The organism is Cryobacterium luteum (assembly GCF_900110125.1).
Classification (GTDB): Bacteria; Actinomycetota; Actinomycetes; order Actinomycetales; family Microbacteriaceae; genus Cryobacterium; species Cryobacterium luteum.
The window spans coordinates 95,226-118,304 of record NZ_FOCN01000009.1 but is presented as its reverse complement, the minus strand read 5'-3'; the positions used below and the strand labels follow the sequence as shown (position 1 = coordinate 118,304).

Annotated in this window: 23 protein-coding genes; 10 read left to right on the top strand and 13 right to left on the bottom strand. The window is 66.1% G+C overall.

All coding sequences use genetic code 11. From position 1 onward, the window contains the following. Window positions 1-76: 76 nt before the first annotated feature. Both BMW72_RS10865 and BMW72_RS10860 read left to right on the top strand, forming a co-directional pair. Entirely contained in the window at window positions 77-997 is a 921-nt protein-coding gene (locus tag BMW72_RS10865) for an AEC family transporter (RefSeq protein WP_092110428.1), read from the top strand. Between the two features lie 110 nt (window positions 998-1,107). Then, window positions 1,108-1,851 carry a fumarylacetoacetate hydrolase family protein gene (locus BMW72_RS10860; RefSeq protein WP_092110425.1) on the top strand — a complete coding sequence of 248 codons (744 nt, stop codon included), beginning with the start codon at window positions 1,108-1,110 and terminating at the stop codon, window positions 1,849-1,851. On the opposite strand, the gene BMW72_RS10855 is transcribed toward BMW72_RS10860, so the two are convergent. Genes BMW72_RS10855 through BMW72_RS10845 form a run of 3 tightly spaced genes read right to left on the bottom strand, consistent with a single transcriptional unit; the run spans window position 1,848 to window position 4,910 of the window. Continuing rightward, complete coding sequence (locus BMW72_RS10855; RefSeq protein ID WP_092110423.1) at window positions 1,848-2,510, bottom strand: GntR family transcriptional regulator; 663 nt, start codon at window positions 2,508-2,510, stop codon at window positions 1,848-1,850. The two genes, BMW72_RS10860 and BMW72_RS10855, sit on opposite strands and share 4 nt — an antisense overlap. 15 nt (window positions 2,511-2,525) lie before the next feature. Further along, entirely contained in the window at window positions 2,526-3,704 is a 1,179-nt protein-coding gene (locus tag BMW72_RS10850; RefSeq protein ID WP_092110421.1) for an acyl-CoA dehydrogenase family protein, read from the bottom strand. Between the two features lie 30 nt (window positions 3,705-3,734). Continuing rightward, on the bottom strand, window positions 3,735-4,910 hold the full coding sequence (locus tag BMW72_RS10845) for a CaiB/BaiF CoA transferase family protein (RefSeq protein ID WP_092110419.1): 1,176 nt from the start codon (window positions 4,908-4,910) through the stop codon (window positions 3,735-3,737). 196 nt (window positions 4,911-5,106) lie between these two features. Between BMW72_RS10845 and putP the strand changes: the two genes are divergently transcribed. Then, window positions 5,107-6,609 carry a sodium/proline symporter PutP gene (putP, locus tag BMW72_RS10840; RefSeq protein ID WP_092110417.1) on the top strand — a complete coding sequence of 501 codons (1,503 nt, stop codon included), beginning with the start codon at window positions 5,107-5,109 and terminating at the stop codon, window positions 6,607-6,609. A gap of 87 nt (window positions 6,610-6,696) precedes the next feature. Here the strand turns inward: putP and BMW72_RS10835 are convergent, their stop codons facing one another. The 4 genes from BMW72_RS10835 to BMW72_RS10820 all read right to left on the bottom strand — a co-directional run bounded on the left by BMW72_RS10835 (window position 6,697) and on the right by BMW72_RS10820 (window position 10,213). After that, the gene (locus tag BMW72_RS10835) at window positions 6,697-7,308 is read right to left on the bottom strand and encodes an antibiotic biosynthesis monooxygenase (protein ID WP_092110415.1); all 612 of its coding nucleotides are present in this window, start codon (window positions 7,306-7,308) and stop codon (window positions 6,697-6,699) included. A gap of 30 nt (window positions 7,309-7,338) precedes the next feature. Next, window positions 7,339-7,527 (bottom strand): hypothetical protein, encoded by a 189-nt coding sequence (locus tag BMW72_RS10830; protein WP_092110414.1) that lies wholly within the window; start codon window positions 7,525-7,527, stop codon window positions 7,339-7,341. Between the two features lie 24 nt (window positions 7,528-7,551). After that, window positions 7,552-9,294: a PKD domain-containing protein gene (locus BMW72_RS18740; RefSeq protein WP_134450424.1), complete on the bottom strand. Its 1,743-nt coding sequence runs from the start codon at window positions 9,292-9,294 to the stop codon at window positions 7,552-7,554. Between the two features lie 82 nt (window positions 9,295-9,376). After that, window positions 9,377-10,213 (bottom strand): exodeoxyribonuclease III, encoded by an 837-nt coding sequence (locus BMW72_RS10820; protein ID WP_092110412.1) that lies wholly within the window; start codon window positions 10,211-10,213, stop codon window positions 9,377-9,379. A gap of 160 nt (window positions 10,214-10,373) precedes the next feature. Here BMW72_RS10820 and BMW72_RS10815 point away from each other — a divergent pair, with 160 nt between their 5' ends. After that, window positions 10,374-11,375 (top strand): TIGR03557 family F420-dependent LLM class oxidoreductase, encoded by a 1,002-nt coding sequence (locus BMW72_RS10815; RefSeq protein WP_092110410.1) that lies wholly within the window; start codon window positions 10,374-10,376, stop codon window positions 11,373-11,375. Window positions 11,376-11,423: 48 nt separating this feature from the next. Next, window positions 11,424-12,191, top strand: coding sequence for a coenzyme F420-0:L-glutamate ligase (gene cofE, locus BMW72_RS10810; RefSeq protein WP_092110489.1), 768 nt, complete (start codon window positions 11,424-11,426; stop codon window positions 12,189-12,191). On the opposite strand, the gene BMW72_RS10805 is transcribed toward cofE, so the two are convergent. Next, on the bottom strand, window positions 12,175-12,525 hold the full coding sequence (locus tag BMW72_RS10805; protein WP_092110408.1) for a nuclear transport factor 2 family protein: 351 nt from the start codon (window positions 12,523-12,525) through the stop codon (window positions 12,175-12,177). The two genes, cofE and BMW72_RS10805, sit on opposite strands and share 17 nt — an antisense overlap. Before the next feature lie 108 nt (window positions 12,526-12,633). Between BMW72_RS10805 and cofC the strand changes: the two genes are divergently transcribed. Further along, complete coding sequence (cofC, locus tag BMW72_RS10800; RefSeq protein ID WP_092110406.1) at window positions 12,634-13,299, top strand: 2-phospho-L-lactate guanylyltransferase; 666 nt, start codon at window positions 12,634-12,636, stop codon at window positions 13,297-13,299. A gap of 1 nt (window position 13,300) precedes the next feature. On the opposite strand, the gene cofD is transcribed toward cofC, so the two are convergent. The 5 genes from cofD to BMW72_RS10775 all read right to left on the bottom strand — a co-directional run bounded on the left by cofD (window position 13,301) and on the right by BMW72_RS10775 (window position 18,600). Next, window positions 13,301-14,290, bottom strand: coding sequence for a 2-phospho-L-lactate transferase (cofD, locus tag BMW72_RS10795; RefSeq protein WP_092110404.1), 990 nt, complete (start codon window positions 14,288-14,290; stop codon window positions 13,301-13,303). Continuing rightward, a complete protein-coding gene (locus BMW72_RS10790) occupies window positions 14,290-15,063 on the bottom strand; it encodes an ABC transporter ATP-binding protein (RefSeq protein ID WP_092110403.1) in 774 nt (257 codons plus the stop codon). The genes cofD and BMW72_RS10790 overlap by 1 nt, the downstream gene beginning before the upstream one ends. After that, on the bottom strand, window positions 15,054-16,070 hold the full coding sequence (locus tag BMW72_RS10785) for a putative F420-0 ABC transporter permease subunit (protein WP_241984005.1): 1,017 nt from the start codon (window positions 16,068-16,070) through the stop codon (window positions 15,054-15,056). Before BMW72_RS10785 ends, BMW72_RS10790 begins: the two co-directional genes overlap by 10 nt. Window positions 16,071-16,098: 28 nt before the next feature. Further along, window positions 16,099-17,100, bottom strand: coding sequence for a putative F420-0 ABC transporter substrate-binding protein (locus BMW72_RS10780; protein WP_092110400.1), 1,002 nt, complete (start codon window positions 17,098-17,100; stop codon window positions 16,099-16,101). A 132-nt stretch (window positions 17,101-17,232) separates the two neighbouring features. Continuing rightward, window positions 17,233-18,600 carry an aminotransferase-like domain-containing protein gene (locus BMW72_RS10775; RefSeq protein ID WP_092110398.1) on the bottom strand — a complete coding sequence of 456 codons (1,368 nt, stop codon included), beginning with the start codon at window positions 18,598-18,600 and terminating at the stop codon, window positions 17,233-17,235. 151 nt (window positions 18,601-18,751) lie between these two features. Between BMW72_RS10775 and BMW72_RS10770 the strand changes: the two genes are divergently transcribed. From BMW72_RS10770 to BMW72_RS10755, 4 genes are read left to right on the top strand one after another with little or no spacing between them, the layout of a single operon-like run. Next, entirely contained in the window at window positions 18,752-19,615 is an 864-nt protein-coding gene (locus tag BMW72_RS10770; RefSeq protein ID WP_092110396.1) for a nitrilase-related carbon-nitrogen hydrolase, read from the top strand. A gap of 26 nt (window positions 19,616-19,641) precedes the next feature. Further along, on the top strand, window positions 19,642-21,075 hold the full coding sequence (gene hydA, locus BMW72_RS10765) for a dihydropyrimidinase (RefSeq protein WP_092110394.1): 1,434 nt from the start codon (window positions 19,642-19,644) through the stop codon (window positions 21,073-21,075). Between the two features lie 9 nt (window positions 21,076-21,084). Further along, complete coding sequence (locus BMW72_RS10760) at window positions 21,085-22,101, top strand: TIGR03842 family LLM class F420-dependent oxidoreductase (protein WP_092110393.1); 1,017 nt, start codon at window positions 21,085-21,087, stop codon at window positions 22,099-22,101. A gap of 8 nt (window positions 22,102-22,109) precedes the next feature. Beyond that, window positions 22,110-23,072 (top strand): ABC transporter permease, encoded by a 963-nt coding sequence (locus tag BMW72_RS10755; RefSeq protein WP_092110391.1) that lies wholly within the window; start codon window positions 22,110-22,112, stop codon window positions 23,070-23,072. The last annotated feature ends 7 nt before the right edge of the window (window positions 23,073-23,079 follow it).

Below are 23,079 nucleotides of genomic sequence, written 5' to 3'. Positions count from 1 at the left end.
GAGCGTAGCAACGCGGCGCGCCAGCCCGAAAGAGCCGCGCGGGTGAGAGGCCGGGCGAACCCCTAGGCTCAACAGAATGGGCGGTGTATTGGTCGGCTTCTCGATTATCGGATTTGTCATCCTGATCGGGTACTTCATCGAGCGATTCGGCATTGCCGGGAAGGGCGCCGGTCGGGTACTGAACCGCATGGCCTTCTTCGTCGCCACGCCCGCGTTGCTGTTCACCGTGCTCTCGCACGCTGATGTCACCGTGCTGTTCTCTGAGTTTCTGTTGGCCATCGTCTGCACGATCGTCGTCGGCGTGCTTCTCTATATTGCCGCTGCCCGGCTGTTCTTTCGAACGCCCATGGCCGAGACGGTGCTCGGCGCATCGAGCGCGACCTACGTGAACGCGAACAACATCGGGCTGCCAGTGGCCATTTACGTGCTCGGTAGCGCCCAGTATGTGGCTCCGGTACTCCTCTTGCAGTTGGTGATTCTGGCACCGACCATCCTGGCGATTCTCGATGTGGCCACCCGCGGGAGGGCCTCCTTCGTGTCGATTCTGACTCAGCCGTTTCGTAGCCCGATGATTCTTGCCTCCCTCGCCGGCGTGCTCGTGGCGACGTTCGGCATCACCCTTCCGGCTCCGGTGCTCGCACCGTTCGAACTGATCGGAGGTGCAGCGATTCCGATGGTGCTGCTGTCGTTCGGCATGTCCCTGCACGGCCAGCGCCTGCTCAAGGCGGGCACCGGGCGCAAACAGGTTGTTGCGGCCACCGCGATTAAGGTCGTGCTGATGCCGATCATCGCCTACCTGTTCGGGCATTTTGTGTTTGACCTGGACGGCGCCGAACTATTCGCTGTAGTGGCAGTGTCGGCGCTGCCGACCGCGCAGAACATCTTCAACTTCGCGTCCCGCTACGACCGAGCGATCGTCGTCACCCGGGACACCGTTCTGCTCACCACGATCGCCTCGATGCCCGCGCTGCTCGTGATCGCGGCCCTGCTCGCCTGAGTCCCGTTCATGAAGTCGGAGATTCCCGATGACCTCGAAATCCCCACTCGCCGGCAGTAGAACTCAGAATTTCCGCAGTTCTGCACAGACACCTCGATAAGGACAAGAAAATGCCGCTCAGCACCACCGAAACTGGTTCACCTGCCCCCTTTTCACCGCCGACACCCACCAGCCTGCCGATCGTCGACTCCCGCGAGCGGTTCTACCTGAACCGGGTGTACTGCGTGGGCCGCAATTACGCCGAGCACGCCCGTGAGCTGGGCAACGACCCCGACCGGGAGCCGCCGTTTTTCTTCGCCAAACCGGCGGACGCCGTGTTCGCCGTCACCGAGGGTGTTCTCGCACGCGGAGTGGCCCCGCACACTGTTCCCTATCCGCCTGAGACCGACAACCTGCACTTCGAGATGGAACTCGTGGTGGCGATCGGCGTCGCCGGTACCGACATTGCGGCAACGGATGCCCTCGCCCACGTCTTCGGCTACGGCGCCGGCGTGGACCTCACCCGGCGCGACCTGCAGAACGCTGCCAAGGCCCTGCGTCGCCCGTGGGACCTCGCCAAGGGCTTCGATTTCTCCGGGCCCTGCACACCGATCGCCCCCGCGAGTGTGGTCGGCCACCCCGAGGCCGCTTGCATCTGGCTCGACGTCGACGGTGCGAGGTGCCAGACCGGCGACCTCGCCGACCAGATCTGGCCGGTGCCGGGCGTGATCGCCGCACTCTCCCGCTTCGTCACCCTGCGGCCCGGCGACCTCATTTTCACCGGCACCCCCGCCGGTGTCGGCCGAATCGAACCCGGGAACGTCGTCAGAGCGGGCATCGACGGGGTCGGTGACCTCGAATTTCTCGTGACCTAAGGCTGAAGCAACGCGCCGAGCGCGGTTGTGGCATGGCCGCGATGCTCGTCGAGCAAGCGGATGACCAGCTCGGTATCCCCTGCGGCGAACGCTTCGATGATGCCAGCGTGCTCGTGCTCGACCCGTGCCCGATTACCTGTTTCCTCGTAGTAGAGCCGGCGGTAGGCCTCGGTCGAATCCCAGAGCGCACGCAGAATGCGTTCGAGCCGGGGCAGCCCGGCGCTCGTCACGAGCACGAAGTGAAACCGCCGGTTGGCCTCGTTCATGGCGAGCAGATCGCCGGCCGCGTTGGCGCGTTCGACATCGGCGCCGGCCGCACGCAGGTCGGTGAGTACCTGCGCGCAGCCGAGCGCGATCGTGGCGCGCACAGCTTCGGCCTCGAGCAGCTGACGCAGCCGATAGACCTCGAGCAGATCGGCGAGCGACAGCTCGGTCACCCGGTAGCCGCGATGCGGCTCGTGCACGACGTGCCCCTCGGTTTCCAGCGTGTTGAGCGCCTCCCGCACCGGAACCCGGCTGACGCCGAGTCGCTCAGCCAGGTCTTCCTGTCGCAACGGCTGCCCGGGAACCAGGTCACCGACCGCAATCAGCCGACGCAGCTCGCCGAGCACGAACGCCGGAACGGTCGGCGGGCGCTGGGTTGGATTGGTTGAAGACACTGCGCCCAGTCTAATTCAGCGGAAGGCGGCGATGCCGGTGATGTGCTGGCCGAGAATGAGGGTGTGCACCTCGTCGGTACCCTCATAGGTGCGCACGCTCTCAAGGTTGTTGGCGTGGCGCATGGGGGAGTAGTCGAGGGTGATGCCGTTGCCGCCGAGCATCGCACGAGCCTCCCTGCAAATGGCGATCGCCTCCCGGCAGTTGTTGAGCTTGCCCACCGAGATCTGGTGCGGAGCGAGCGTACCGGCATCCTTGAGCCGACCGAGCTGCAGCGCGAGCAGGGTGCCCTTGTTGATTTCGAGGGCCATGTTCACCAGCTTCTGCTGCGTGAGCTGGTAGCCCGCGAGCGGCTTGCCGAACTGCATCCGCTCTTTCGAGAAAGCCAGCGCGGTGAGGTAGCTGTCGCGAGCAGCTCCCATGACACCCCAGACGATGCCGTAACGGGCCTCATTGAGGCACTCGAACGGTCCGCGCAGGCCGCGCGCCTTCGGCAGCATGGCGGAGTCGGGCAGACGCAGCTCGGTCAGTTCGATCTCGCACTGGATGGAGGCACGCATCGAGAGCTTCGGCTCGATGAGCGTGGCGACGAAACCAGGGGTGTCGGTGGGTACGACGAAGCCGCGAATCCCGTCGTCCGTCATGGCCCAGATGATCGCGACCTGGGCCACCGTGGCGAGGCCGATCCAGCGCTTGGTGCCGTTGATCACCCAGTCGGTGCCGTCGCGGCGCGCGAAGGTGGTCATGCTAGCCGGGTCCGAACCCGCAGACGGCTCCGTCAACCCGAAGCAGCCGATGGCGTCACCGGCAGCCATGCGCGGCAACCACTCGTTCTTCTGCTCCTCGGAGCCGTGCTTGTGGATGGCGCTCATTGCGAGTGAACCCTGCACGCTCACGAAGGTGCGCAGCCCGGAATCGCCGGCCTCGAGCTCGAGCGCGGCGAGGCCGTATTCGACCGCGGTGCGACCGGGGCAGCCGTAACCCTTCAGGTGCATGCCGAGCAGCCCGAGCTTGGCCATCTGCGGAATGATATCGAGCGGAAAGACCGCCTTCTCATACCATTCGGCGATATTCGGCTTGATAGTGGTGTTGACGAAATCCCGCACCTCGTTGCGCAGGGAGATCTCGGTTTCGGTCAGCAGGGAATCGATGCCGACAAGGTCGACGGTGTCTTCAAGCAGGGCTGCAGCGGTCATGAGTCGTCTTTCGGTCGGTAAAGCGGATGCTTATGGTTGGCGGGTCGAGAAGAAGGTTGCACCGGCGTGTTCGCCGAGCAGGGGCGGCGGACGCAAATAGCGAGCCGGGGTGTCGGAGAGGCTGATCGGATTGGCGATCTGCCGGCTCATTCGCGACCCGACCGAATCGGTCACCGAAACAACGGGGGCCAGACCGAGCAGAGCCGCCAGGTCGAGGGCCTCCGCGATGGAATTCACCTTGCCGGCCGGTACCCGAGCCACCGACAGCCGTGCTGTCCAGTCGGCGGCCGTACGCGTCGCAAGCGCTTCCTCGAGCAACGCCTTGAGTACGGCGCGGTGCGCGAGACGATTCGCATTGGTACCGAAACGGGCATCACCGGCAAGGTCGGGCAGACCGAGCACTTGTACGAGGGCGCTGAACTGTTTGTCGGTTCCGACGGCGATCGCGATCGGGTCGTCCCGGGTGCGAAAGGTCTCGTACGGCGCGATGCTCGGGTGGGCGTTGCCGAGCCGTTTCGGCGCAACGCCGGTGGCGAGGGTGCTCGAGGCCTGGTTGACCAGACCCGCGAGCAGGGAGGAGAGCAGGTTGACGTCGACTCGCTGGCCCCGGCCGGTCTGGTCGCGTGAGCGCAGCGCCGCGAGAATACCCACGACCGCGTTCTGGCCGGTCAGTACGTCGACGAGGGCGACGCCCACCTTGCTCGGCTCCGAATCGGGAGAGCCGGTCACGCTCATCAGCCCACCGACCGCCTGCACGAGCAGGTCATAACCGGGCAACGCAGCACCGCCGGAGCGGCCGAATCCGGTGATCGAGCAGTAGACGAGTTCGGGGCGCACGGTTTGGAGCGCGGCGTAGTCGAGGCCGTACTGCTCCATGACGCCGGGGCGAAAGTTCTCGATCACGACGTCGGCGTTCAGCGCGAGTTCGCGCGCCTCGGTCAGGCCGCTGTCGGTGCGCAGATCGCACACCACCGAGCGCTTGTTACGGTTGACGCTCGCGAAATAGCTGCCCATTTCGTTCTCATCGACCGGCGGCACCCAGGCGCGAGTGTCATCGCCGAGCGGATGCTCGATCTTGATGACATCGGCACCGAAATCGGCGAGCATCATGGTGGCGAATGGCCCCGCGAGCACGCGGGAAAAGTCGGCCACACGGATGCCGTCCAGCGGCCCGGTCGCGGGTGTCACGTCCTCAATACCAATCATTTGGATACTGTATCCAATTCTTCCGAAAAGGGAAAGTGAAGGGCGAATGACCACGCTGTGACACCGGGCTTGGTGGGCAAATGGGGGACAAAAAATGGTAAAGAGCCCGTCATTCTGCGAGACTGAAGCTTTGAGCTTGCCCGGCACCTCGGGTAATCACGTCCAGTACGTCGGGCATCCCAACAAAGGAATCCCATTGACGGATCAAACATTTCAATTAATCGCCATCGTTTTATATCTCGCCGGCATGGTGGCCATCGGCTACTTCGCCTTTCGCCAGACCAAGGATCTTGACGACTACATGCTCGCCGGCCGCGGACTCAAACCGGGCACAGCAGCCCTGAGCGCCGGTGCCTCTGACATGTCAGGCTGGCTCCTCCTCGGGCTCCCCGGTGCGATCTACGTGTCCGGGCTGGTCGAAGCCTGGATCGCCATCGGCCTCACCATCGGCGCATGGCTCAACTGGAAGTACGTGGCCCCGCGGCTGCGCTCCTACACCGAGGTATCCAATGACTCGATCACCATTCCGAGCTTCTTCGAGAATCGGCTTAAAGACACGTCTCGCCTGTTGCGGGTCGTGTCCGGCGCGATCATCCTCGTGTTCTTCACGTTCTACGTCTCCTCCGGCATGGTGGCCGGTGGCGTGTTCTTCGAGGAGTCCTTCGGCTCTACCTTCCTCATGGGCATGCTGATCGTCGGTGGCGTCACCCTGCTCTACACGCTCTTTGGAGGTTTCCTCGGCGCCACCCTCACCGATGTCGCCCAGGGACTTCTCATGCTTGCCGCGCTCATCGCCGTTCCACTCGTGGCGCTCAACGCCACCGGTGGAGTCACGGCGACCCTCGAATCAATCCGCGAGGTCGACCCGAGTCTGCTCTCACTGACCGCCGGCGGTTCCGTTCTCGGCGTCATCTCCGCCGCAGCCTGGGGGCTCGGCTACGTCGGTCAGCCGCACATCATCGTGCGGTTTATGGCCATGCGCAGCCCGCAGGACGCCACGGCCGGCCGTCGCATCGGCATCGGCTGGATGATCGCGACCGCGCTCGGTGCCGTTGCCACCGCCCTGATCGGCATCGCGTACTTTCAGCAGAACCCGGACCTGTCACTGACCAACCCGGAGACGGTCTTCCTGCTGCTTTCACAGACCCTGTTCCACCCCTTCATCGCCGGCTTGGTGCTGGCCGCCGTTCTCGCCGCGATCATGAGCACCATCTCGTCTCAGCTCATCGTCTCATCGTCGGCGCTCGTGGAGGACTTGTACAAGATCGTGGGCAAGGAGGCCTCGCCGAAGCAGCTGGTCATGCTCGGCCGGATCGGCGTGCTGCTCGTTGCGGTCGTCGCCGGACTCATCGCCTTGCAGCAGAACTCGACCATTCTCGACCTGGTCGGCTTCGCCTGGGCCGGGTTCGGTGCCGCCTTCGGTCCGGTGGTGTTGCTCTCCCTCTATTGGAAGAAGCTTTCCACCTGGGGCGCCCTGGCCTCCATGGTCACCGGTGCCGTCGTCGTGTTCATCTGGGGCAGCTCGCCGCTCGGCGACGTGCTTTATGAGATCGTGCCTGGCTTCGGAGCCAGCCTGCTGGTTGCCGTCATCGTCTCGCTGGCCACCTACAAGCCGAACACCGCCATCGACGCCGAGTTCGACGCGGCTGCCGAACAGGCCCACCCGAAGTACCGGTCGCCCGAAAAGGTTTCCGCCTAACCAGCCTGCACGAACTGCAACGGCACGTGCCGTCGACTTCACGGTCGGCGACGGGTGCCGTTGGTGTTGGCGCGAGCGGGGTGGGCGCTAGCGAGGCTGTCTCTGCAGCCAGGGGCGCAGCATCCGGGTGACCCACGGCAGCACGAAGTAGGCCATGAGCGGTGTGAGCACGAGGGTGGTCAGCAGCACCTTCAGCGCCGTGGCGACGTCACCCCAGGCGGGAACCAGCCAGGTCACGAGCAGGGTGAAAGCAAGGTTGACCGGAAAAAAACCGAGCCAGATGCTGATCGCCTGCTTCCAGCGCGGCGGCGGCAGCAGGGCGGGCGTTCCTGGTGGGGCCTGCTGCATGGTGTCGAACCAGCCCTCGATGCCGGTGCGCTTCTCCACGTGGGCGTCGAGCACGAGGTCGGTGCCGGCTTCGAGCCATTCGGTGCGCTCATCCGAGTTCTCCCAGGCTTCGAGGCTCTCGTGGTTGGAGAAACGGTAGAGCATGTTCCAGGTCGCGGATTCTTCGCTGCCACGCACCCAGCCTGACCCGAGAAACCCGGGGTATCTGTGCGCGAGGTTGATGCCGAACTGTACCCATTCGCTGGCCTCGGTGAAGCGCGCCGGGTCGACCGTGCGAGTGATGGAAACGGTCACGGATGCTGACGCGGGCGGTGTTACCGGTGCGAAGGGATCCGACTCTTGTGAAGTCATGGCTCCAGTATCCCCGACCGGGGTGACTGGTCAGTTCTGAGGCTGCACGACGAGCAGATCGTCGATGCTTCCAATGACCGGCGTGTTCGTCGCCGAACCCGACACATAGAGGCTGACCCCGACGCCGCCGGCCGCCTGGAGCGCGGCCGTCGCATCCGTTGTGGATCGCTGCCAGGTCGCGGGTTCGGTCGTGCCGAGCTTCCATACTTTGGCGCGCATCGTGGTCGGGTTCGTTCCGGTGGCCTACACCCGAACCTTGAGCTGATCGCCGGCGGCGAAGCTGAGTCCCGGTGCGTTGATCGCCGACTGCAGCGACACTTCCCCGCCGCCCGACGAATTCACGCGCACGAGTGAAATCCCGACGAGGCCGGTGGAGCGCAGCACGATCTTGGCGCGGTAGGCGCCCACGCCGACGACATTTCGACCGCTGGCCGAGACGTAGGTGCCCGTTCCGATCGGGGCCTTATCGACCGACACGGTGAACAGCAGGTCGCTCGCGGTGGAGGACAGCTGGTTGAGAAAACCGTTTGCCGTCGTGCCTGCCGTAGCGAGGCGCAGTCGGCCGGTGCCGTTGACGGAATACATGCTGGCCGTTCCGGTCGTCGACCAGGTGCCGCCGACCGGTGCCGTTCCGAGGCCATTGGCAACCGTGCGCGTGAACGCGTCGGTCGCGAGCACGGTGGCGTCCGGAGGCTGCGTCGGAGCGACACCGCGCGTGGCGGTCCCGGTCGCGCGGGCATGGTCGGTCACAGTCAGGGTGACTGTGTAGTCACCGGCAATCGCATAGTCGTGGGAGGTGACCCGGCCGGTTCCGGTTGTTCCATCCCCGAAATTCCAGACATAGCCGGAGAGCGTCCCGTCCGGGTCGGACGATTCTGATGCATCCAGGCTGCACGTCAGGTTGGTGCACGATGCGGTGAACGACGCGACCGGAGGCAGGTTTTGCTGCGGACCCCCCGCCGCAATCGTGAAGGAATCCGTGAACGCGCCCGTTGCCGGCACGAATTGGGCGGTGAGTGAGTCTGGGGTGGCTGACACGTCGAGGTTGCCGAAGCTGGGACTGCTGTTGAGTCCGGAGGACGCGGCAAAATAGGGCGCCTCCGGGTCGGTGGCGAACACATCTCGCAGCGGAGTCCCGCCGGTTCCGACAATGGCGAATACCGTTCCGGCTCCCCGAACCAGGGTGCTGTCGTCATCGGCGACGCAGCCGGCGGAGTAGCTGCCTGGCACGATCTGGGAACAGGAAGCGCCGAGGGCCAGCTGCTTACTGCGGGCATACAGGTGCTCATGACCGTTCAGCACGAGGTCCACCCGCTTGCTGACCAGCAGGTTCATCAGCGCAGCCCCTGGGTCACACCCGTACTGCCCGACCGTCAGGCACGGCTTGTGCATTCCCACCACCACCCAGGGAATCGCTGCTGACCTGGCATCATCGATGGTGTCGGCGGTCCATTGATAGCGGGGGCTGCCGAGGGCGTAGGACCAGACCCCATCGGGGTAGGTGAGCGCCGGGGAGATCATGATGAAACGCACGAGCGGATTGACCTGCGGAACATCGACGTAGTATTGCCGCCCGTACGTTCCGACCAATCCCGCGAGCTGATTCGGCAGGCAGGCCGTGAAATCGTTGACGTTGCCGTTCAGACCGTTGCTCTCGTGGTTTCCCGACACGAGTTCAAACGGGAACCCTGCTCCGACCCGCGCGGTGACGAAGTCACACCAGGCCTGCTCGGCGCCGGTCTGACCGTAGGACAGGTCGCCGAGAGCGAAGTGGAGATCCGGAGCGATGGCACCCACCTGGTTGAGTGTGGCCGCTGCCGCCGCACTGGAGGAAATGTCGCCGGAAGCGGTGAAGTGCACCGACGTGGCGGTCGCGGCACCGGCATCGTCGAAGTGGTCGGGCGTCTGGGTCGAGCCCGCGCAGGCGGTCAGAACGAGGGTTGCACCCGCAACCACTGCGAACAATGAATAGACTGCCCTCGTCACCTGAGATCCTTGCGTTCCCAGAGAACAGTAGACCCCGCCGGGGAGTGCGACAACCCCATCCGGTGAGAAGCAGGGGTACGACCTAAAAGATCATCGGACGGTCGTCGTCGTCGTCGCCCAGATCGAGGTCGACGAGCACCGGAACGTGGTCGCTCGGGGCATCGCCCTTGCGCTCATTGCGGTGGATGCTGGCATCCGTCACGAGGTCAGCGAAGACGGGCGAGCCGAGGATGAAGTCGATGCGCATACCCTCGTTGCGCGGAAACCGCAGCTGCTTGTAGTCCCAGAACGTGAACCCCTCCGGCACGATCGGCCGCACCACGTCGGCCAGCCCGGCCTGTTCGAAAGCGTCGAACGCCGCCCGTTCCTCGGGTGAGATGTGGGTGGACTGACCGGGCACGAAACTCGGGTCGCCCATGTCTTCGTCGCGGGGGGCGACGTTCCAGTCACCCATCATGGCCAAAGCGAGCGTGGGGTTTCGGCTCAGTTCCCCGGCCGCGTGGGATTGAAGGGCCTTCAGCCAGGCCAGCTTGTAGGCGTAGTGCGGGTCGCCGAGGGCGCGCCCGTTCGGCACATACAGGCTCCATAACCGCAGTTCGTTCACCGTCACGCCGAGGGCACGCGCCTCGAGCGGCTGATCCGGCCCGACCGCACCCTTCAAAAAGCCGGGCATATTCGGGAAGGCGGTGACGACATCCGTCATGGGCTCACGGCTGGCGAACGCCACACCGTTCCACTGACTCAGGCCGTGGATGGCCAGGTCGTAGCCGGCGTTTTCGAACACCTGCGACGGAAACTGTTCGGGTTTGCACTTGATCTCCTGCATGGCGAGAACGTCGATGTCCTCGCGTTCCATCCAGTCGACGATTCGCCCGGAGCGGGCACGAACGGAGTTGACGTTCCAGGTGGCAATTCGCATTTCACCAGCCTATAAGGGGCAGTGGATGATGCGGGGCAGTGGACGATGACGGGCAGCGGATTATGACGGGCAGCGGCTGGCGCCTTCGCGGTATCGAATGCGCGCCCGCTCGTGTTGCGCTTGAATGGGGACAAAACACCGATGCACAGGAAGGTCACAAATGACGGAGTTGCAGATTGGCTACGCGGCCATGTTGGAGCAGTTCGCACCGGCCGAAGCGGTCGCACTGTCTGCCTACGCCGAGGAGCACGGTTTCACCGGCGTCATGGCGGCCGACCACTTTCAACCGTGGGTTCCCGCGCAGGGCCAGTCGAGCTTCGTCTGGAGCGTGCTCGCCGCGGTCGCCGAGCGCACCAGGGGAGATTTCGGCCCGGGTGTGACCGCCCCGACTTTTCGCTGGCACCCGGCCATGGTCGCCCAGGCCTCCGCGACACTCGCCTCGATGTACCCCGGCCGGCACTGGCTCGGCCTCGGCTCCGGTGAGGCCCTGAACGAACACATCGTCGGCGGCTACTGGCCCGAAGCACCCGAGCGCATCAACCGCATGTTCGAAGCCATCGAGATCATTTCCAAACTGTTCGCCGGATCGATCGCCGGCAAGGACGTCAAGCATTCCGGCCAGTTTTTCAAGCTCGAATCGACCCGGCTGTGGACGATGCCCGAGGTGGCCCCCGAGATTCTGGTCGCCACCGCCGGCCCGGTCACCGCCAAGCGCGCCGGCCGACTCGCCGACGGCCTCATCACGGTGGGTGCGCCGCTCGAGAAGATCTCGATGCTGTTCGGAAAGTTCGACGATGGCGCCCGCGAAGCCGGCAAGGATCCCTCGCTGATGCCCAAGGTGCTGCAGCTGCACATGAGCTGGGCCGAGACCGACGAAGAGGCCATGACCAACGCGTTGCACGAGTGGCCGAACGGCGGGATGAAGTTTCCGAAGGGAGACATCCGTTCGCCGTTCGAGTTCGAACAGATGGCCAAGCTGGTGCGACCGGAGGACTTCGAGGGCCGCATGATCATCTCGGCCGACCCTGACGAGCACCGCAAATACATTCAGAAGTTCGTCGACCTTGGCTTTGATCGCATCTACCTGCACAACGTGGGCCGCAATCAGAAGCAGTGGATCGACGTGTTCGGCGCATCCGTTCTGCCGAAACTCGTTCGGTAAATGCCGCACGACGCGCTGCCCGACGCCGCCGCTGCAGAAGTCGGCGCCATGAACCTGTTCGGCCTCAAGGTGTTCACGCTCGGAGGATTCGGCGAGATCAGGGCCGGCGACGACCTGGCCGCCCTCATCGCGGAGGCCGCACAGTCGCGCCTGCTCGATGGCGACATTGTTGCGGTGACCAGCAAGATCGTCTCCAAGGCCGAGGGCCGCACCGTGCTGGCTGCCGACCGGGAGCAAGCGATCACCGACGAGACCGTGCGCGTCGTGGCCTCGCGGGAGCACCCGGGCGGGGTGACCCGCATCGTCGAAAACCGGCAGGGACTGGTGATGGCCGCGGCCGGCGTCGACACGAGCAACGCGCCCGACGGTCTCGTCTTGCTGCTGCCGGTCGATCCGGACCGGTCGGCACGGGCCATCTGCTCGGCTTTGCGTGAGCGCACCGGGCTGCGACTCGGCGTGCTCATCACCGACACCGCCGGGCGCCCATGGCGCGAGGGCCAGACCGACATCGCCATCGGCGCGGCCGGACTTGCGGTGCTCGACGACCTGCGCGGCACAGCGGATGCCTCCGGTCGCCGCCTCGACGTCACCGTCGCTGCGGTTGCCGACGAGATCGCCGGTGCCGCCGATCTGGTCAAGGGCAAGACCAGCGGTAACCCGGTCGTCGTTGTGCGGGGACTCGGCCGGCTGGTCGGCGACCTCGATGCGGTCGGCGCTCGGGCGCTGCAGCGCCCGAGCGACACCGACATGTTTCGGCTGGGCACGGCGGAAGCGTACGCCGAGGGGTTTGCCGCCGGGCTTAGATCGAGATCGTGAGGGCCTGAATCAGGCCACTGTCGGCGTCGAGCTCGAAGCGGTAGTTCAGGTCGACGCTGCGGCCGGGAAAGTTGCCCTCAACGCGGTTGACGACGGTCGTGGCCGTTTCGTCTTTCTCAACGCGCAGCTGGGTGGTCGTGTACTCGAACTCCGCAGCGGAGCCGGCCAGCCAGGCGGCGATGGCAGCTTCGCCGGTGTAGGTCTTGCCATCATCGACGACGACAGCGTTCTCGGTGAAGGTCGCTCTGGCTGAGGCGGGCTTGGCGCTCGCGCTGCGCTCGAGGTAGGTGACAATCGCCATGGGGAGCGTGCGCGACTGGGTGGTGAGTGACATGGAGCCTCCTGGGCCGTTCAAAGGAACGAGTTCGGGCCGACGGATGTTTGCAGTCGACCCTTCAGGCTACCGCGCGTCGGGGGTGCGCGACGCTGCTAGCGTTTCGCCATGGACGAATTGCGCGCCGAACCACGCTGGGTGGTCGTCGTTCCGGTGAAGGGGAGCGTAGGGGCGAAGAGCCGACTCAGGGGCGTCCCTGGGCGAGCGGCGCTCGCCGACGCCTTCGCGCTCGATACGGTGGCGGCGCTGGTGGCGGCATCCGCGGTGGAGTACGTGTTCGTGGTGACGGGCAATGCACGGCTGGGCGAGCTGCTCACCGAGCTCGGCGCGATCGTCGTCCCGGAACACCCCGCGGCAGAAACCTGGGCGGAAACCTGGGCGGAAACGGGCCAGGCCCGCTTGAACGCCGCGATCGAGCAGGGCCTGGCGGCTGCTCGCCAGACCTGCCCCCAAGCGAATCTGGCCGTGATGACCGGGGACCTGCCCGCCCTGCGACCGGCCGACCTCGAAACCGGATTCGCCCTCGCCGCAGCGCACCCGCGCTCGATGGTGGCCGACGCCGAAGGAGTGGGAACGACGACCCTGTTCGCCCGCGCGGGCGTGGCTCTCACACCACGGTTCGGTCTCGACTCCCGCGCCGTGCACGAGGCCGCCGGCCACGTGGTGCTCGCCCTGCCGGCAAGCTCCTCCCTGCACCGCGACGTCGACACCGCGGCCGATTTAGCTGCGGCCCGCGCTCTCGGGCTCGGGCCGCATACGAGCGCGCTGCTCTGAATCACAGCATCAACACGGCAGCGGCCATCGCGGTCGTCGACGCCAAGTCGGTCATCCACAATGGCACGGCAGCAGAACGGATGTCGGCGGCCGCCAGCGCCGGCAGCGCGGCGGCATCCGTTTCGTCGATCAGCCAGGCATCGAGGAGTCCACCGGCGCTGCGGGCGCCGTAATGCCGGCCGACGGCGAGGGCGCTGGTCTCAACGCCGATCGTGTGCAGGCAGGCATCGGCCATGCCGCGCACCGCCGCGCCGCCGATGATCGGAGACACGCCCACCACCCGGGCCGCCGTGGAACGCAGCGCCTCGCGCACCCCCGGCACCGCGAGGATCGTTCCGACCGAGACGACCGGGTTTGACGGCGGCAGCACCACGAGGTCGGCCGCGGTGATGGCCTCGAGTACGCCCGGCGCGGCCACGGCCTCGGCCAGTCCGCGCTGCTCGAACCTCGTGATCGCGACCCGGGCCCGGTAACGAACCCACCATTCCTCAAAGTGAATATAGTCACCCGCGGCGTGATCGTCGATATTCTCGGCAAGGCATACGTGGGTTTCCACCGGCTGGTCACTCATCGGCAGCAGCCTGGCCCCCGGCTGCCAGCGGCGACAGAGGAATTCGGTCGCCTCGCTCAGAGTTGATCCGCTGCGCAGCAGGTCGGTGCGCACAATGTGCGTCGCGAGGTCGAGATCGCCGAGGGTGAACCAGGACCAGCCGCGACCATAGGCGGCGATCTCGGACGAAGCCCGCCGGGACTCATCGGGACGCCCCCAGCCCTGCTCCTCGTTGATCCCGCCACCGAGGGTGTACATGACGGTGTCCAGGTCGGGGCAAATGCGCAGCCCATCCAGCCACATGTCGTCACCGGTGTTGACGATCACCGTCACGGCCGCCTCGGGCGCCGTGACGGCGAGGTGGGCCAGCAGGCCGCGGGTGAACCGGGCACCGCCGACGCCGCCCGCCAACACGGTGACACGCGTCAGATCGGGACTCATCATGACGCCGCCGAATACACAATGACCGGATGCCCGCCGCGCGGATGTTTCAGGATGAAGCACTCCACCCCGTAGACGTTGCCGATGACCTCGGGGGTGAGCACCTCGGCTGGCGTGCCCGAAGCCACGAGCATGCCGCCGTCGAGCAGAAGAATATGGTCGCAATAGGCCGACGCGAGGTTGAGGTCGTGCAGGGCCATGATCGCCGTCACCCCGAGATCCCGCACCTGGCCGAGCAGCGACAGCTGGGCGCTCACGTCGAGGTGGTTGGTCGGTTCGTCGAGCAGGAGCAAGCTCGGTTGCTGCGCCATCGCTCGGGCAATCTGCACCCGCTGCTGCTGCCCGCCGCTCAGCGTGTGCCAGGAGCGATCGACAAGCGCCCCGGCGCCGACGGCTGCGAGGGCGTCGAACGCGACGGCGTGATCCTCGTGGCCGCTGAACGAACCCATGAGTTTCGTGCGATGCGGAATGCGCCCGAGCAGCACGACCTCGAGCACGGTCAGCTCCACGCTCGGCGCCGCATTCTGTTCGAGCAGGGCAATGCGTCGGGCCGCGTCGCGCCGGCTCAACGAGCCGATCGTGACGCCGTCGAGCGTGACGCTGCCGGCATCCGCTGTGTCGATGCCGGCGATGAGCCGCAGCAGGGTGGATTTACCGGCGCCGTTCGGGCCGAGCAGGCCGGTCACCGTGCCGGTCGGCAGCGACGCCGACACGTCGCGCAAAATCGGGGCGCCGTCGATGGCGAAGGACAGCCGGTCGAGGTCTACGCCCACAGGTGTGACTTCTTTCTCTTGATGAGCAGAATGAACACGGGCACGCCGATGAACGCGGTGATGATGCCCACCGGCAGTTCGCGCGGGTCGAACACCGTGCGGGCGAGCGTGTCGGCGATGACCAAAAACAGGGCACCGCAGACCGCGACGAGCGGCAGCAGCCGGCGGTGTCCCGGCCCGCTGATACCGCGCACGAGGTGCGGCAGAATGAGCCCGACGAACCCGATCGAGCCACTGACGGCCACCATCGAACCGGTCAGCAGGGCGACGGCCCCGAGCAACGCCCAGCGGGTGCGGTTCACGTTGATGCCGAGGCTCGCCGCCGAGGTGTCGCCGAACGCGAACGCGTCGAGCCGGGTCGCCGAGACGAGGATGCCGGTGCCCACGACGGTGACCGCCGTCACCGCAATCGCGACGCTGGTCCAGGTGGCGCCGGCCACCGAACCCAGCAGCCAGTTGAGGATCTCCCGGTAAGAGTCACCCTTGGCCGCCCAGAAGATGATGAATGAGGTGAGGGCTCCCGCGAGCTGCGCGATGGCCAGCCCGGCGAGCACCGCCCGCACCGGAGTGATCGTGCCGCCGACCTTGGCGATGCTCAGCGTCGCCACGAGGGCCAGCAGCGCGCCGGTAAAAGCGGCGGCCGGCAAAACAAAGCCGATACCGAGAATGACCGCGCAGACCGCGCCGACGGATGCCCCGCTCGACAGCCCGAGCAGGTAGGGGTCGGCGAGCGGGTTGCGCGTCACGCTCTGCATCACCGCTCCGCTCAGCGCGAGGCCGACACCGACCAGAGCGGCGGTGAGCACCCGGGGCAGGCGCAACTGCCAGACGATCGAGTCGATGAGCAGCGGCACCGGCTCGGTCGCGAGGCCCAGGTGCGCGCCGATGCTGCCGGCCACCTGCGCGAGGCTCACCGCGGCCGGCCCGATGGTCACCGCCATCCCGCACACCAATATCAATGCGATGGCGGCAGCGACGAGCCACCCGAGGTAGCGAGCCCGAGTCACTCCAGCCTCCGCGAGACGGGGGAGGGTGTCACTCGTTCAGAGCGGCCAGCTGCGCGATGGTCGACGCGGCGGCTTCGACGTTGCGCAGGCCGGCCTCGGTCGAGGCGAACGGCAGGATGATGTAGCGCTGGTTCTTCACGGCGTCGAGCACCTGCGTGGCCGGGTCCGATTCGAGGTGGGCGATCTTCGCGGCGGCCGTGTTCCAGCTGGCATCCACGAGCACGATGATGCCCGGATTGGCCTCGATGATCGACTCCCAGCCCACCGACGTCCAGGTGTCACTGACGTCGGCAAAGATGTTGGTGAGCCCGGCGGCCTCCATGATCATGGCTGGCGAACCGATGCCGGCGCCGACGTAGGGGGTGGTCGTGCCGCTGGAATACCAGAGCGCGGTGGCACCGTCGGTGGATGGCACCAGACCGGCGAGATCGGATTCCAGGCTGCGCACGAGTTCGTCTGCGGCGGGCTGCGCATCGAAGATCTTGCCGGCTTCCTCAATTTCGGAGAACACCGTCGGGAAGGTCAGCGGGTCGGGCATCCGCTCGCCCTTGCACGCGGCCGGTGAGACATAGCTGCCCACGCCGAGCGCTTCGAGGGCAGCGCGTTCACCCACCCCGTCGGCGCTGAAATTGGACTCCCAACCGCCATAGATGAAGTCAGGGTTCAGACCGAGCACGGCCTCCTGGCCGGGAAGGAAATCACTGATCACGTTGAGATCGGCTCCGGCGGTGGCGAGCGATTTTGGCAGCGGGCCGTCGAGGAAGGCCGAGCCCACGATGCGGTCACCGACCCCCAGCGCGAGCAGCAGCTCGGTCGCCGAGGACTTGATCGACACGATGCGTTCAGGGGCCGACGTGACCGTGACGGTCGATTCGCAATTGAGCACCGTGAGCGGGTAGTTCGCGCTGGTCGCCGGGGTTTTGGCGGGCGTGGCGGCGGGGGTGACCGTTGCGGCGCATCCGCTGAGCAGCAGGGACGCGGCGACCAGTGCGGTGACTCCCCCGGCCGTGCGCACGATGATTCGATTCATGAGGTCTCTTTCGGCTCAACTGGCGGAATAAAGGTGGACCTCAGCCCAAATCCAGGCCAGCGGGGCCGGTCAAAGCAAACCGGTGGTCTGCCCTAACCCTAAACCCCTGCCGAGGCCTGCGCCCTCCCGCGGCTACGCCCAGCGCGCCCCGACCGGGTGCACGGTCGATTCGAGCGGATGCGCCGCCGCGGCCAGCGCCTCCGCCACCGGCGTAACGTCGTCGGGCAGGGCGCCGGCGGTCACCCGAATGAACGCGGGGCCATCGTCCGTGGCGAGAAACGGCGAGCCGCCAGCCACCCTAATACCGGAAGCGGCCAGGCGCACGAGGGCGTCACGCTCGTTCTGCACCGGCAGCCAGGTGTTGATGCCGTCGGCCTGCACCACGTCGAGCCCGAACCCGGCGAGGGCGTCGGCGAGGGCGCGCTGGCGGGCAAAGTAGATGCGGCGCGCCTCGCCGACCTGCGCCATGCTCTCGCCGTTGGTGAGCAGGTCGTGCAGAATCGTCTGCAGCATGCGGCTGGTCCAGCCCGGGCCGAGCATGCGCCGCGATACGATCGGGTCGATCAGCGCGGCCGGTCCGCCGAGCGCCGCCATGCGCAGATCGGGGCCGTGCGACTTCGAGAAACTGCGCACGTGCAGGGTGCGGCCGGGCAGCCAGAGCCCGAGACTCACCTCGGGCGCGATGCTGATCTCGGCGGAGTGATCGTCTTCGATCACGATGGTGTCGGCGCTCGCCGGGGTGTTTTGCATCAGCCTGGCCAGTTCCTCAGCCCGCTGCGCGGTCATCGACGCTCCGGTGGGGTTCTGCGCCCGCGGCTGCAGCAGCACGACGGCCGGACCGAGCTTCAGGGCTGCGGCGAAGTCGGCCGGAATGATGCCGTGCTCGTCTACGGGCACCGGCAGGCGTTCCAGGCCGAGCTGGTCGAGCAGGTCGAAAAACGGCGGAAACGACGGGTTCTCCACAATGACCCGGTCACCGAACCGGGTGACCGCGTCGAGGCAGCGAGAGATGGCGTCGAGGGCACCGTCAACGATGGTGATGGCCTCGGCCGGGTACGGCCACGACCCGCGCAGCACCTCGAGCAACTCCGGAAGGATGGGCAGGTCCTGGTAGCTCGGTGTCACCGCCCGCTGCGCCACTCGGGAGAGGGCCGGCCCGAGTGACGGCAATAACCGCGGGTCCGGCGTGCCGCGGGACAGGTCGAGGCGGGCGGGACCAACCGCGCCGATCATTGACTGGCTGCGCGCCGGCAGCCACTTGGGGGCGGCATCCTGCACGAACGTGCCGCCCCGACCACGCGACACGATCAGGCCGACCGCTGAGAGCGCCTGCCAGGCGTGACTGACCGTCGCGGGACTGACACCGAGCTCGCCGGCGAGCACTCGAACGGTGGGCAGGCGATCGCCCGGGGCGAGTCGACCGGACGCGATCAGCCGGCCGATGGCCGCAGCGATGCCTGCGGGCGTGCGCTGCTCGATTTCGTCGATAAAGTTCTGCATTGCTCTTGCCTCTGGCTGCGTCGGGCGACAGGATGATTAATGCGTGCGATACACAGAGAAACACATTTGAAATGTTTACGTCAAATAATAACAATACGAACAGCGCGGTTCGTATCGGCCCTTGACTAACGAAGCAAGTGGAAGGCACAGCATGACTGTTGACACAAGCCAGATTGTTCGAACCGCCATCACTCAGGCCACCTGGACCGGCGACGAAGAATCCATGATCCAGAAGCACGAAGGGTTCGTGCGCACCGCCGCCGCCCAGGGCGTGCAGGTGATCTGCTTCCAGGAACTCTTCCACGGCCCGTACTTCGGCATCGTGCAGGACGCCAAATATTACGACTACGCGCAGGCCGTACCCGGCCCCATCGTCGAACGATTCCAAAAGCTCGCGAGCGAGTTCAAGATGGTCATCGTCGTGCCGATGTACGAAGAAGAACAGCCCGGCGTGCTCTACAACACCGCCGCGGTCATCGACGCCGACGGAACCTACCTCGGCAAGTACCGCAAACACCACATCCCGCACCTGCCGCAGTTCTGGGAAAAGTTCTACTTTCGACCGGGCAACACCGACTATCCGGTCTTCGACACGAAGTACGGCAAGATCGGCGTCTACATCTGCTACGACCGCCACTTCCCGGAGGGCTGGCGTGCGCTCGGCCTGAACGGCGCCGAGATCGTGTTCAACCCTTCGGCCACCAAACCCGGGCTGTCGAACCGCCTGTGGGAACTCGAACAGCCCGCCGCCGCCGTCGCCAACCAGTACTACGTCGGCGCGAACAACCGCATCGGCAACGAACAAGCCGAGTTCGGCGACGAAGCCGTGACCTTCTACGGTAGCTCCTACTTCGTTGACCCCAAGGGCAACTACGTGGGAGAACGCGCCTCGACCGACACCGAGGAGATCCTGGTGCGCGACCTCGACCTCGGCGTAATCCGTGAGGTACGCAACTCCTGGCAGTTCTACCGCGACCGTCGCCCCGACTCCTACGAGCCCCTCGTCGCGCCCTAGTTCGAGCTGACCCAACGGAGGATGCCATGAAGACTTTGATCAAGAACGGTACCGTGGTCAACGCCACCGGCCGAGGGCTCGCCGACGTGCTCATCGACGGCGAGAAAATCGCCGCCGTACTCGCACCGGGCTCGACCCTGCTCGGCTTCGATGTGGCGGCCAACGTCGACCGTGTCATCGACGCCGGCGGCAAATACGTCATTCCCGGCGGCATCGACGCCCACACCCACATGGAGATGCCGTTCGGCGGCACCCAGGCCAGTGACACCTTCGAAACCGGCACCCGCGCGGCAGCCTGGGGCGGCACCACGAGCATCGTCGACTTCGTCGTGCAGTACGCCGGCGAAGACGTACTCGAGCGCTACGCCACCTGGCAGCAGAAGGCCGCCGGACAGTGCGCCATTGATTACGGTTTTCATCAGATTCTCAGTGATGTGCAAGACAGCTCGCTGACGGCGATGGACGAACTCGTCGACGAGGGTGTCACGAGCTTCAAGCTGTTCATGGCCTACAAGGGGGTGTTCCTCAGCGACGACGGCCAGATCGTCAAGGCTATGCAGCGCGCGGCGACGAACGGCAGCATGATCATGATGCACGCCGAGAACGGCAGCGTCATCGATCTGCTCGTGCAGCAGGCGGTCGCCGCCGGCAACACGGGCCCGCTCTACCACGGCCTCACCCGGCCCTGGCAGGCCGAGGAAGAGGCCACCCACCGCGCGATCATGCTCGCCAACCTCACCGGCGCTCCTCTTTATGTAGTGCACGTGTCGGCCAAGCAGGCCGTGGACCAGATTGCGCAGGCTCGCGATAGCGGCCAGAACGTGTTCGGCGAGACCTGCCCGCAATACCTCTACCTCTCACTCGAAGACAACCTGGGGGCAGAGAGCGAGGAATGGGGCAGGTTCGAGGGCGCCAAGTGGGTCTGCTCCACGCCGCTGCGCGCCAAAGCCGAGGGCCACCAGCACCACATGTGGCAAAGCCTGCGAACGAACGACATTCAGATGGTCTCCACCGACCACTGCCCGTTCTGCATGAAGGGCCAGAAAGACATGGGCCTGACCGACTTCTCCAAGATTCCCAACGGCATCGGCTCCGTCGAACACCGCATGGACCTGCTCTACCAGGGCGTCGTCGACAGCAAGATCTCGCTCGAACGCTGGGTCGAGGTGTGCTCAACCACCCCGGCCCGCATGTTCGGCATGTACGGCCAGAAAGGCGTGATCGCCCCAGGCGCCGACGGCGACGTGGTGATCTACGACCCGAACGGACACACCTCCATTGGAGTAGACAAGACCCACCACATGAACATGGACTACTCCGCCTGGGAAGGCTACGAGATCGACGGCCACGTCGACACCGTCATCTCCCGCGGCAAAGTCGTCGTCGACGATAACACCTACCTCGGCACCAAGGGTGACGGTCGTTACATCAAGCGCGGCCTGAGCCAGTACCTCATCTAAGGGGCTGACATGGATTTTGGAGCAGTACTGCAGACCAACCCGCCGTCGGCGCGCACCGTGCAACTGGCCAAACTGGCCGAGGCGCACGGGTTCAGCCACGTCTGGACCTTCGACTCACACCTGCTCTGGCAGGAACCCTACGTGATCTACAGCCGAATCCTGGCGGAGACCAGCAAGATCATCGTCGGCCCCATGGTCACCAACCCGGCCACCCGCGACTGGACCGTCACAGCATCCGCTTATGCGACCCTCAACGAGATGTACGGCAACCGCACCATCTGCGGCATCGGCCGCGGCGACTCGGCGGTGCGCACCACCAACGGCGCCCCGACCACGCTGAAGACGCTGCGCGAGTCCATCCACGTCATTCGGGAGCTCGCCAACTCCCGCCCGGTCGCGTACAACGGTGCCACCGTGCAATTTCCGTGGAGTCGTGGCTCGAGCCTCGACGTCTGGGTCGCCGCCTACGGTCCTCTCGCACTCAAGCTCGCCGGCGAGGTCGGCGACGGCTTCATTTTGCAGATGGCCGACCTCGATGTCGCCGAGTGGATGATCGACAGCGTACGCACCGCAGCCTCCAACGCCGGCCGGGACCCCCTGGCGATCAAGTTCTGCGTCGCCGCGCCCGCCTACATCGGTGAGGACTGGGATCACATGCGTAACCAGTGCCGCTGGTTCGGCGGCATGGTCGGCAACCACGTGGCCGACATCGTCGCCAAGTACGGTGCTGACTCGGCCGTGCCGAAAGCGCTCACCGATTACATCAAGGACCGCGAGGGCTACGACTACAACCAGCACGGCAAAGCCGGCAACGAGCACGCCGCGTTCGTGCCCGACGAGATCGTGGACCGGTTCTGCCTGCTCGGCACGGCCAGGGACCACATCGAGAAGCTCGAGGCGCTCAAAGACCTCGGCGTCGACCAGTTCGCCGGCTACCTGCAGCACGACAACAAGGAAGAGACCATGCGGGTCTACGGCGAAACCGTGATCCCGGCCCTGACCGACGCCATCACGGCCAAGAAATAGCCAAGCGGATGCCCACCCAGACCGAGCGGACCGCCCCGCTCAACCGCGGCGCGCTCGGAGTACCTGAACTGCGGGTACCCCACCGCCGGAGCACCGTTGTGCGCCCGCGCCTGCGCGCGGGCGTGTTCGGTCTGGCCGGCCTGGCGCTGCTCGGCCTGGTCTGGGAGCTCTACAAAACCGTCGGGCCGGCCGACGGCGTTGTGCTCGGCGGCGTCACGGTGCTGCCGCGCACGACCGACCTCGCGATGCCGCACCTCGCGGTCATGTTCGAGCGACTGTTCGAGCCGGTGACGGGCGCGGCATCCGCTCTGCCGCTGTGGCAGGCGGTGCTCGCCGGTTCGCTGTTCACCCTCGGCATCGCAGCGGTCGGCTGGCTGGTCGGCGTGACCGTCGGGCTCGCGCTCGCACTGCTGATGCAGCGCCTTCGCCTGGCCGAGTCGGCCATTCTGCCCTGGATCATACTCAGCCAGACCGTGCCCCTCATCGCGATCGCCCCGCTCGTGCGGCGCTGGGGCGCGCAGCTCCAGTTCGGCGAATTCACCTGGGAAAGCTGGATGTCGGTGGCCTTGATCGCCTCCTACCTCGCGTTCTTCCCCGTCTCGATCGGCGCCCTGCGCGGCCTGGGTTCGCCCGACGCCAACCACGTCGACCTCATGCGCTGCTACGCGGTGGGCTGGTGGAAGATCCTGTGGCGGCTGCGCCTGCCGGCCAGCGTCGGCTACCTGCTGCCGGCCCTGCGCCTGGCCGCGGTCAGCGCCGTCGTCGGCAGCGTCGTGGCCGAGGTGTCCATCGGTCTGCGCGGTGGCATTGGCCGGCTCATCGTGGAGTACGCCGGCGCCGCCGGCGGTGACCCGGGCAAGCCTTGGGCGCCCATCTTCGGATCGATCCTGGTCGGCCTCGTTGCCGCCGGATTTGTCGGTCTGATCGGCCTGTTCCTTCGCCGTTTTCGCAGGGGAGAAGTGTCTACATGAGCACGAG

What these genes read in the sequence shown, in the direction of transcription:
- BMW72_RS10850 (WP_092110421.1), bottom strand. Translation starts at nt 3,704, where the DNA reads ATGACCGCTGCAGCCCTGCTTGAAGACACCGTCGACCTTGTCGGCATC.
- BMW72_RS10775 (WP_092110398.1), bottom strand. Translation starts at nt 18,600, where the DNA reads ATGCAGAACTTTATCGACGAAATCGAGCAGCGCACGCCCGCAGGCATC.
- BMW72_RS10865 (WP_092110428.1), top strand. Translation starts at nt 77, where the DNA reads ATGGGCGGTGTATTGGTCGGCTTCTCGATTATCGGATTTGTCATCCTG.
- BMW72_RS10770 (WP_092110396.1), top strand. Translation starts at nt 18,752, where the DNA reads ATGACTGTTGACACAAGCCAGATTGTTCGAACCGCCATCACTCAGGCC.
- cofE (WP_092110489.1), top strand. Translation starts at nt 11,424, where the DNA reads ATGAACCTGTTCGGCCTCAAGGTGTTCACGCTCGGAGGATTCGGCGAG.
- BMW72_RS10815 (WP_092110410.1), top strand. Translation starts at nt 10,374, where the DNA reads ATGACGGAGTTGCAGATTGGCTACGCGGCCATGTTGGAGCAGTTCGCA.
- hydA (WP_092110394.1), top strand. Translation starts at nt 19,642, where the DNA reads ATGAAGACTTTGATCAAGAACGGTACCGTGGTCAACGCCACCGGCCGA.
- BMW72_RS10845 (WP_092110419.1), bottom strand. Translation starts at nt 4,910, where the DNA reads ATGATTGGTATTGAGGACGTGACACCCGCGACCGGGCCGCTGGACGGC.
- BMW72_RS10835 (WP_092110415.1), bottom strand. Translation starts at nt 7,308, where the DNA reads ATGACTTCACAAGAGTCGGATCCCTTCGCACCGGTAACACCGCCCGCG.
- BMW72_RS10760 (WP_092110393.1), top strand. Translation starts at nt 21,085, where the DNA reads ATGGATTTTGGAGCAGTACTGCAGACCAACCCGCCGTCGGCGCGCACC.
- BMW72_RS10860 (WP_092110425.1), top strand. Translation starts at nt 1,108, where the DNA reads ATGCCGCTCAGCACCACCGAAACTGGTTCACCTGCCCCCTTTTCACCG.
- cofD (WP_092110404.1), bottom strand. Translation starts at nt 14,290, where the DNA reads ATGAGTCCCGATCTGACGCGTGTCACCGTGTTGGCGGGCGGCGTCGGC.
- BMW72_RS10755 (WP_092110391.1), top strand. Translation starts at nt 22,110, where the DNA reads ATGCCCACCCAGACCGAGCGGACCGCCCCGCTCAACCGCGGCGCGCTC.
- BMW72_RS10820 (WP_092110412.1), bottom strand. Translation starts at nt 10,213, where the DNA reads ATGCGAATTGCCACCTGGAACGTCAACTCCGTTCGTGCCCGCTCCGGG.
- BMW72_RS10805 (WP_092110408.1), bottom strand. Translation starts at nt 12,525, where the DNA reads ATGTCACTCACCACCCAGTCGCGCACGCTCCCCATGGCGATTGTCACC.
- BMW72_RS10780 (WP_092110400.1), bottom strand. Translation starts at nt 17,100, where the DNA reads ATGAATCGAATCATCGTGCGCACGGCCGGGGGAGTCACCGCACTGGTC.
- cofC (WP_092110406.1), top strand. Translation starts at nt 12,634, where the DNA reads ATGGACGAATTGCGCGCCGAACCACGCTGGGTGGTCGTCGTTCCGGTG.
- BMW72_RS10830 (WP_092110414.1), bottom strand. Translation starts at nt 7,527, where the DNA reads ATGCGCGCCAAAGTATGGAAGCTCGGCACGACCGAACCCGCGACCTGG.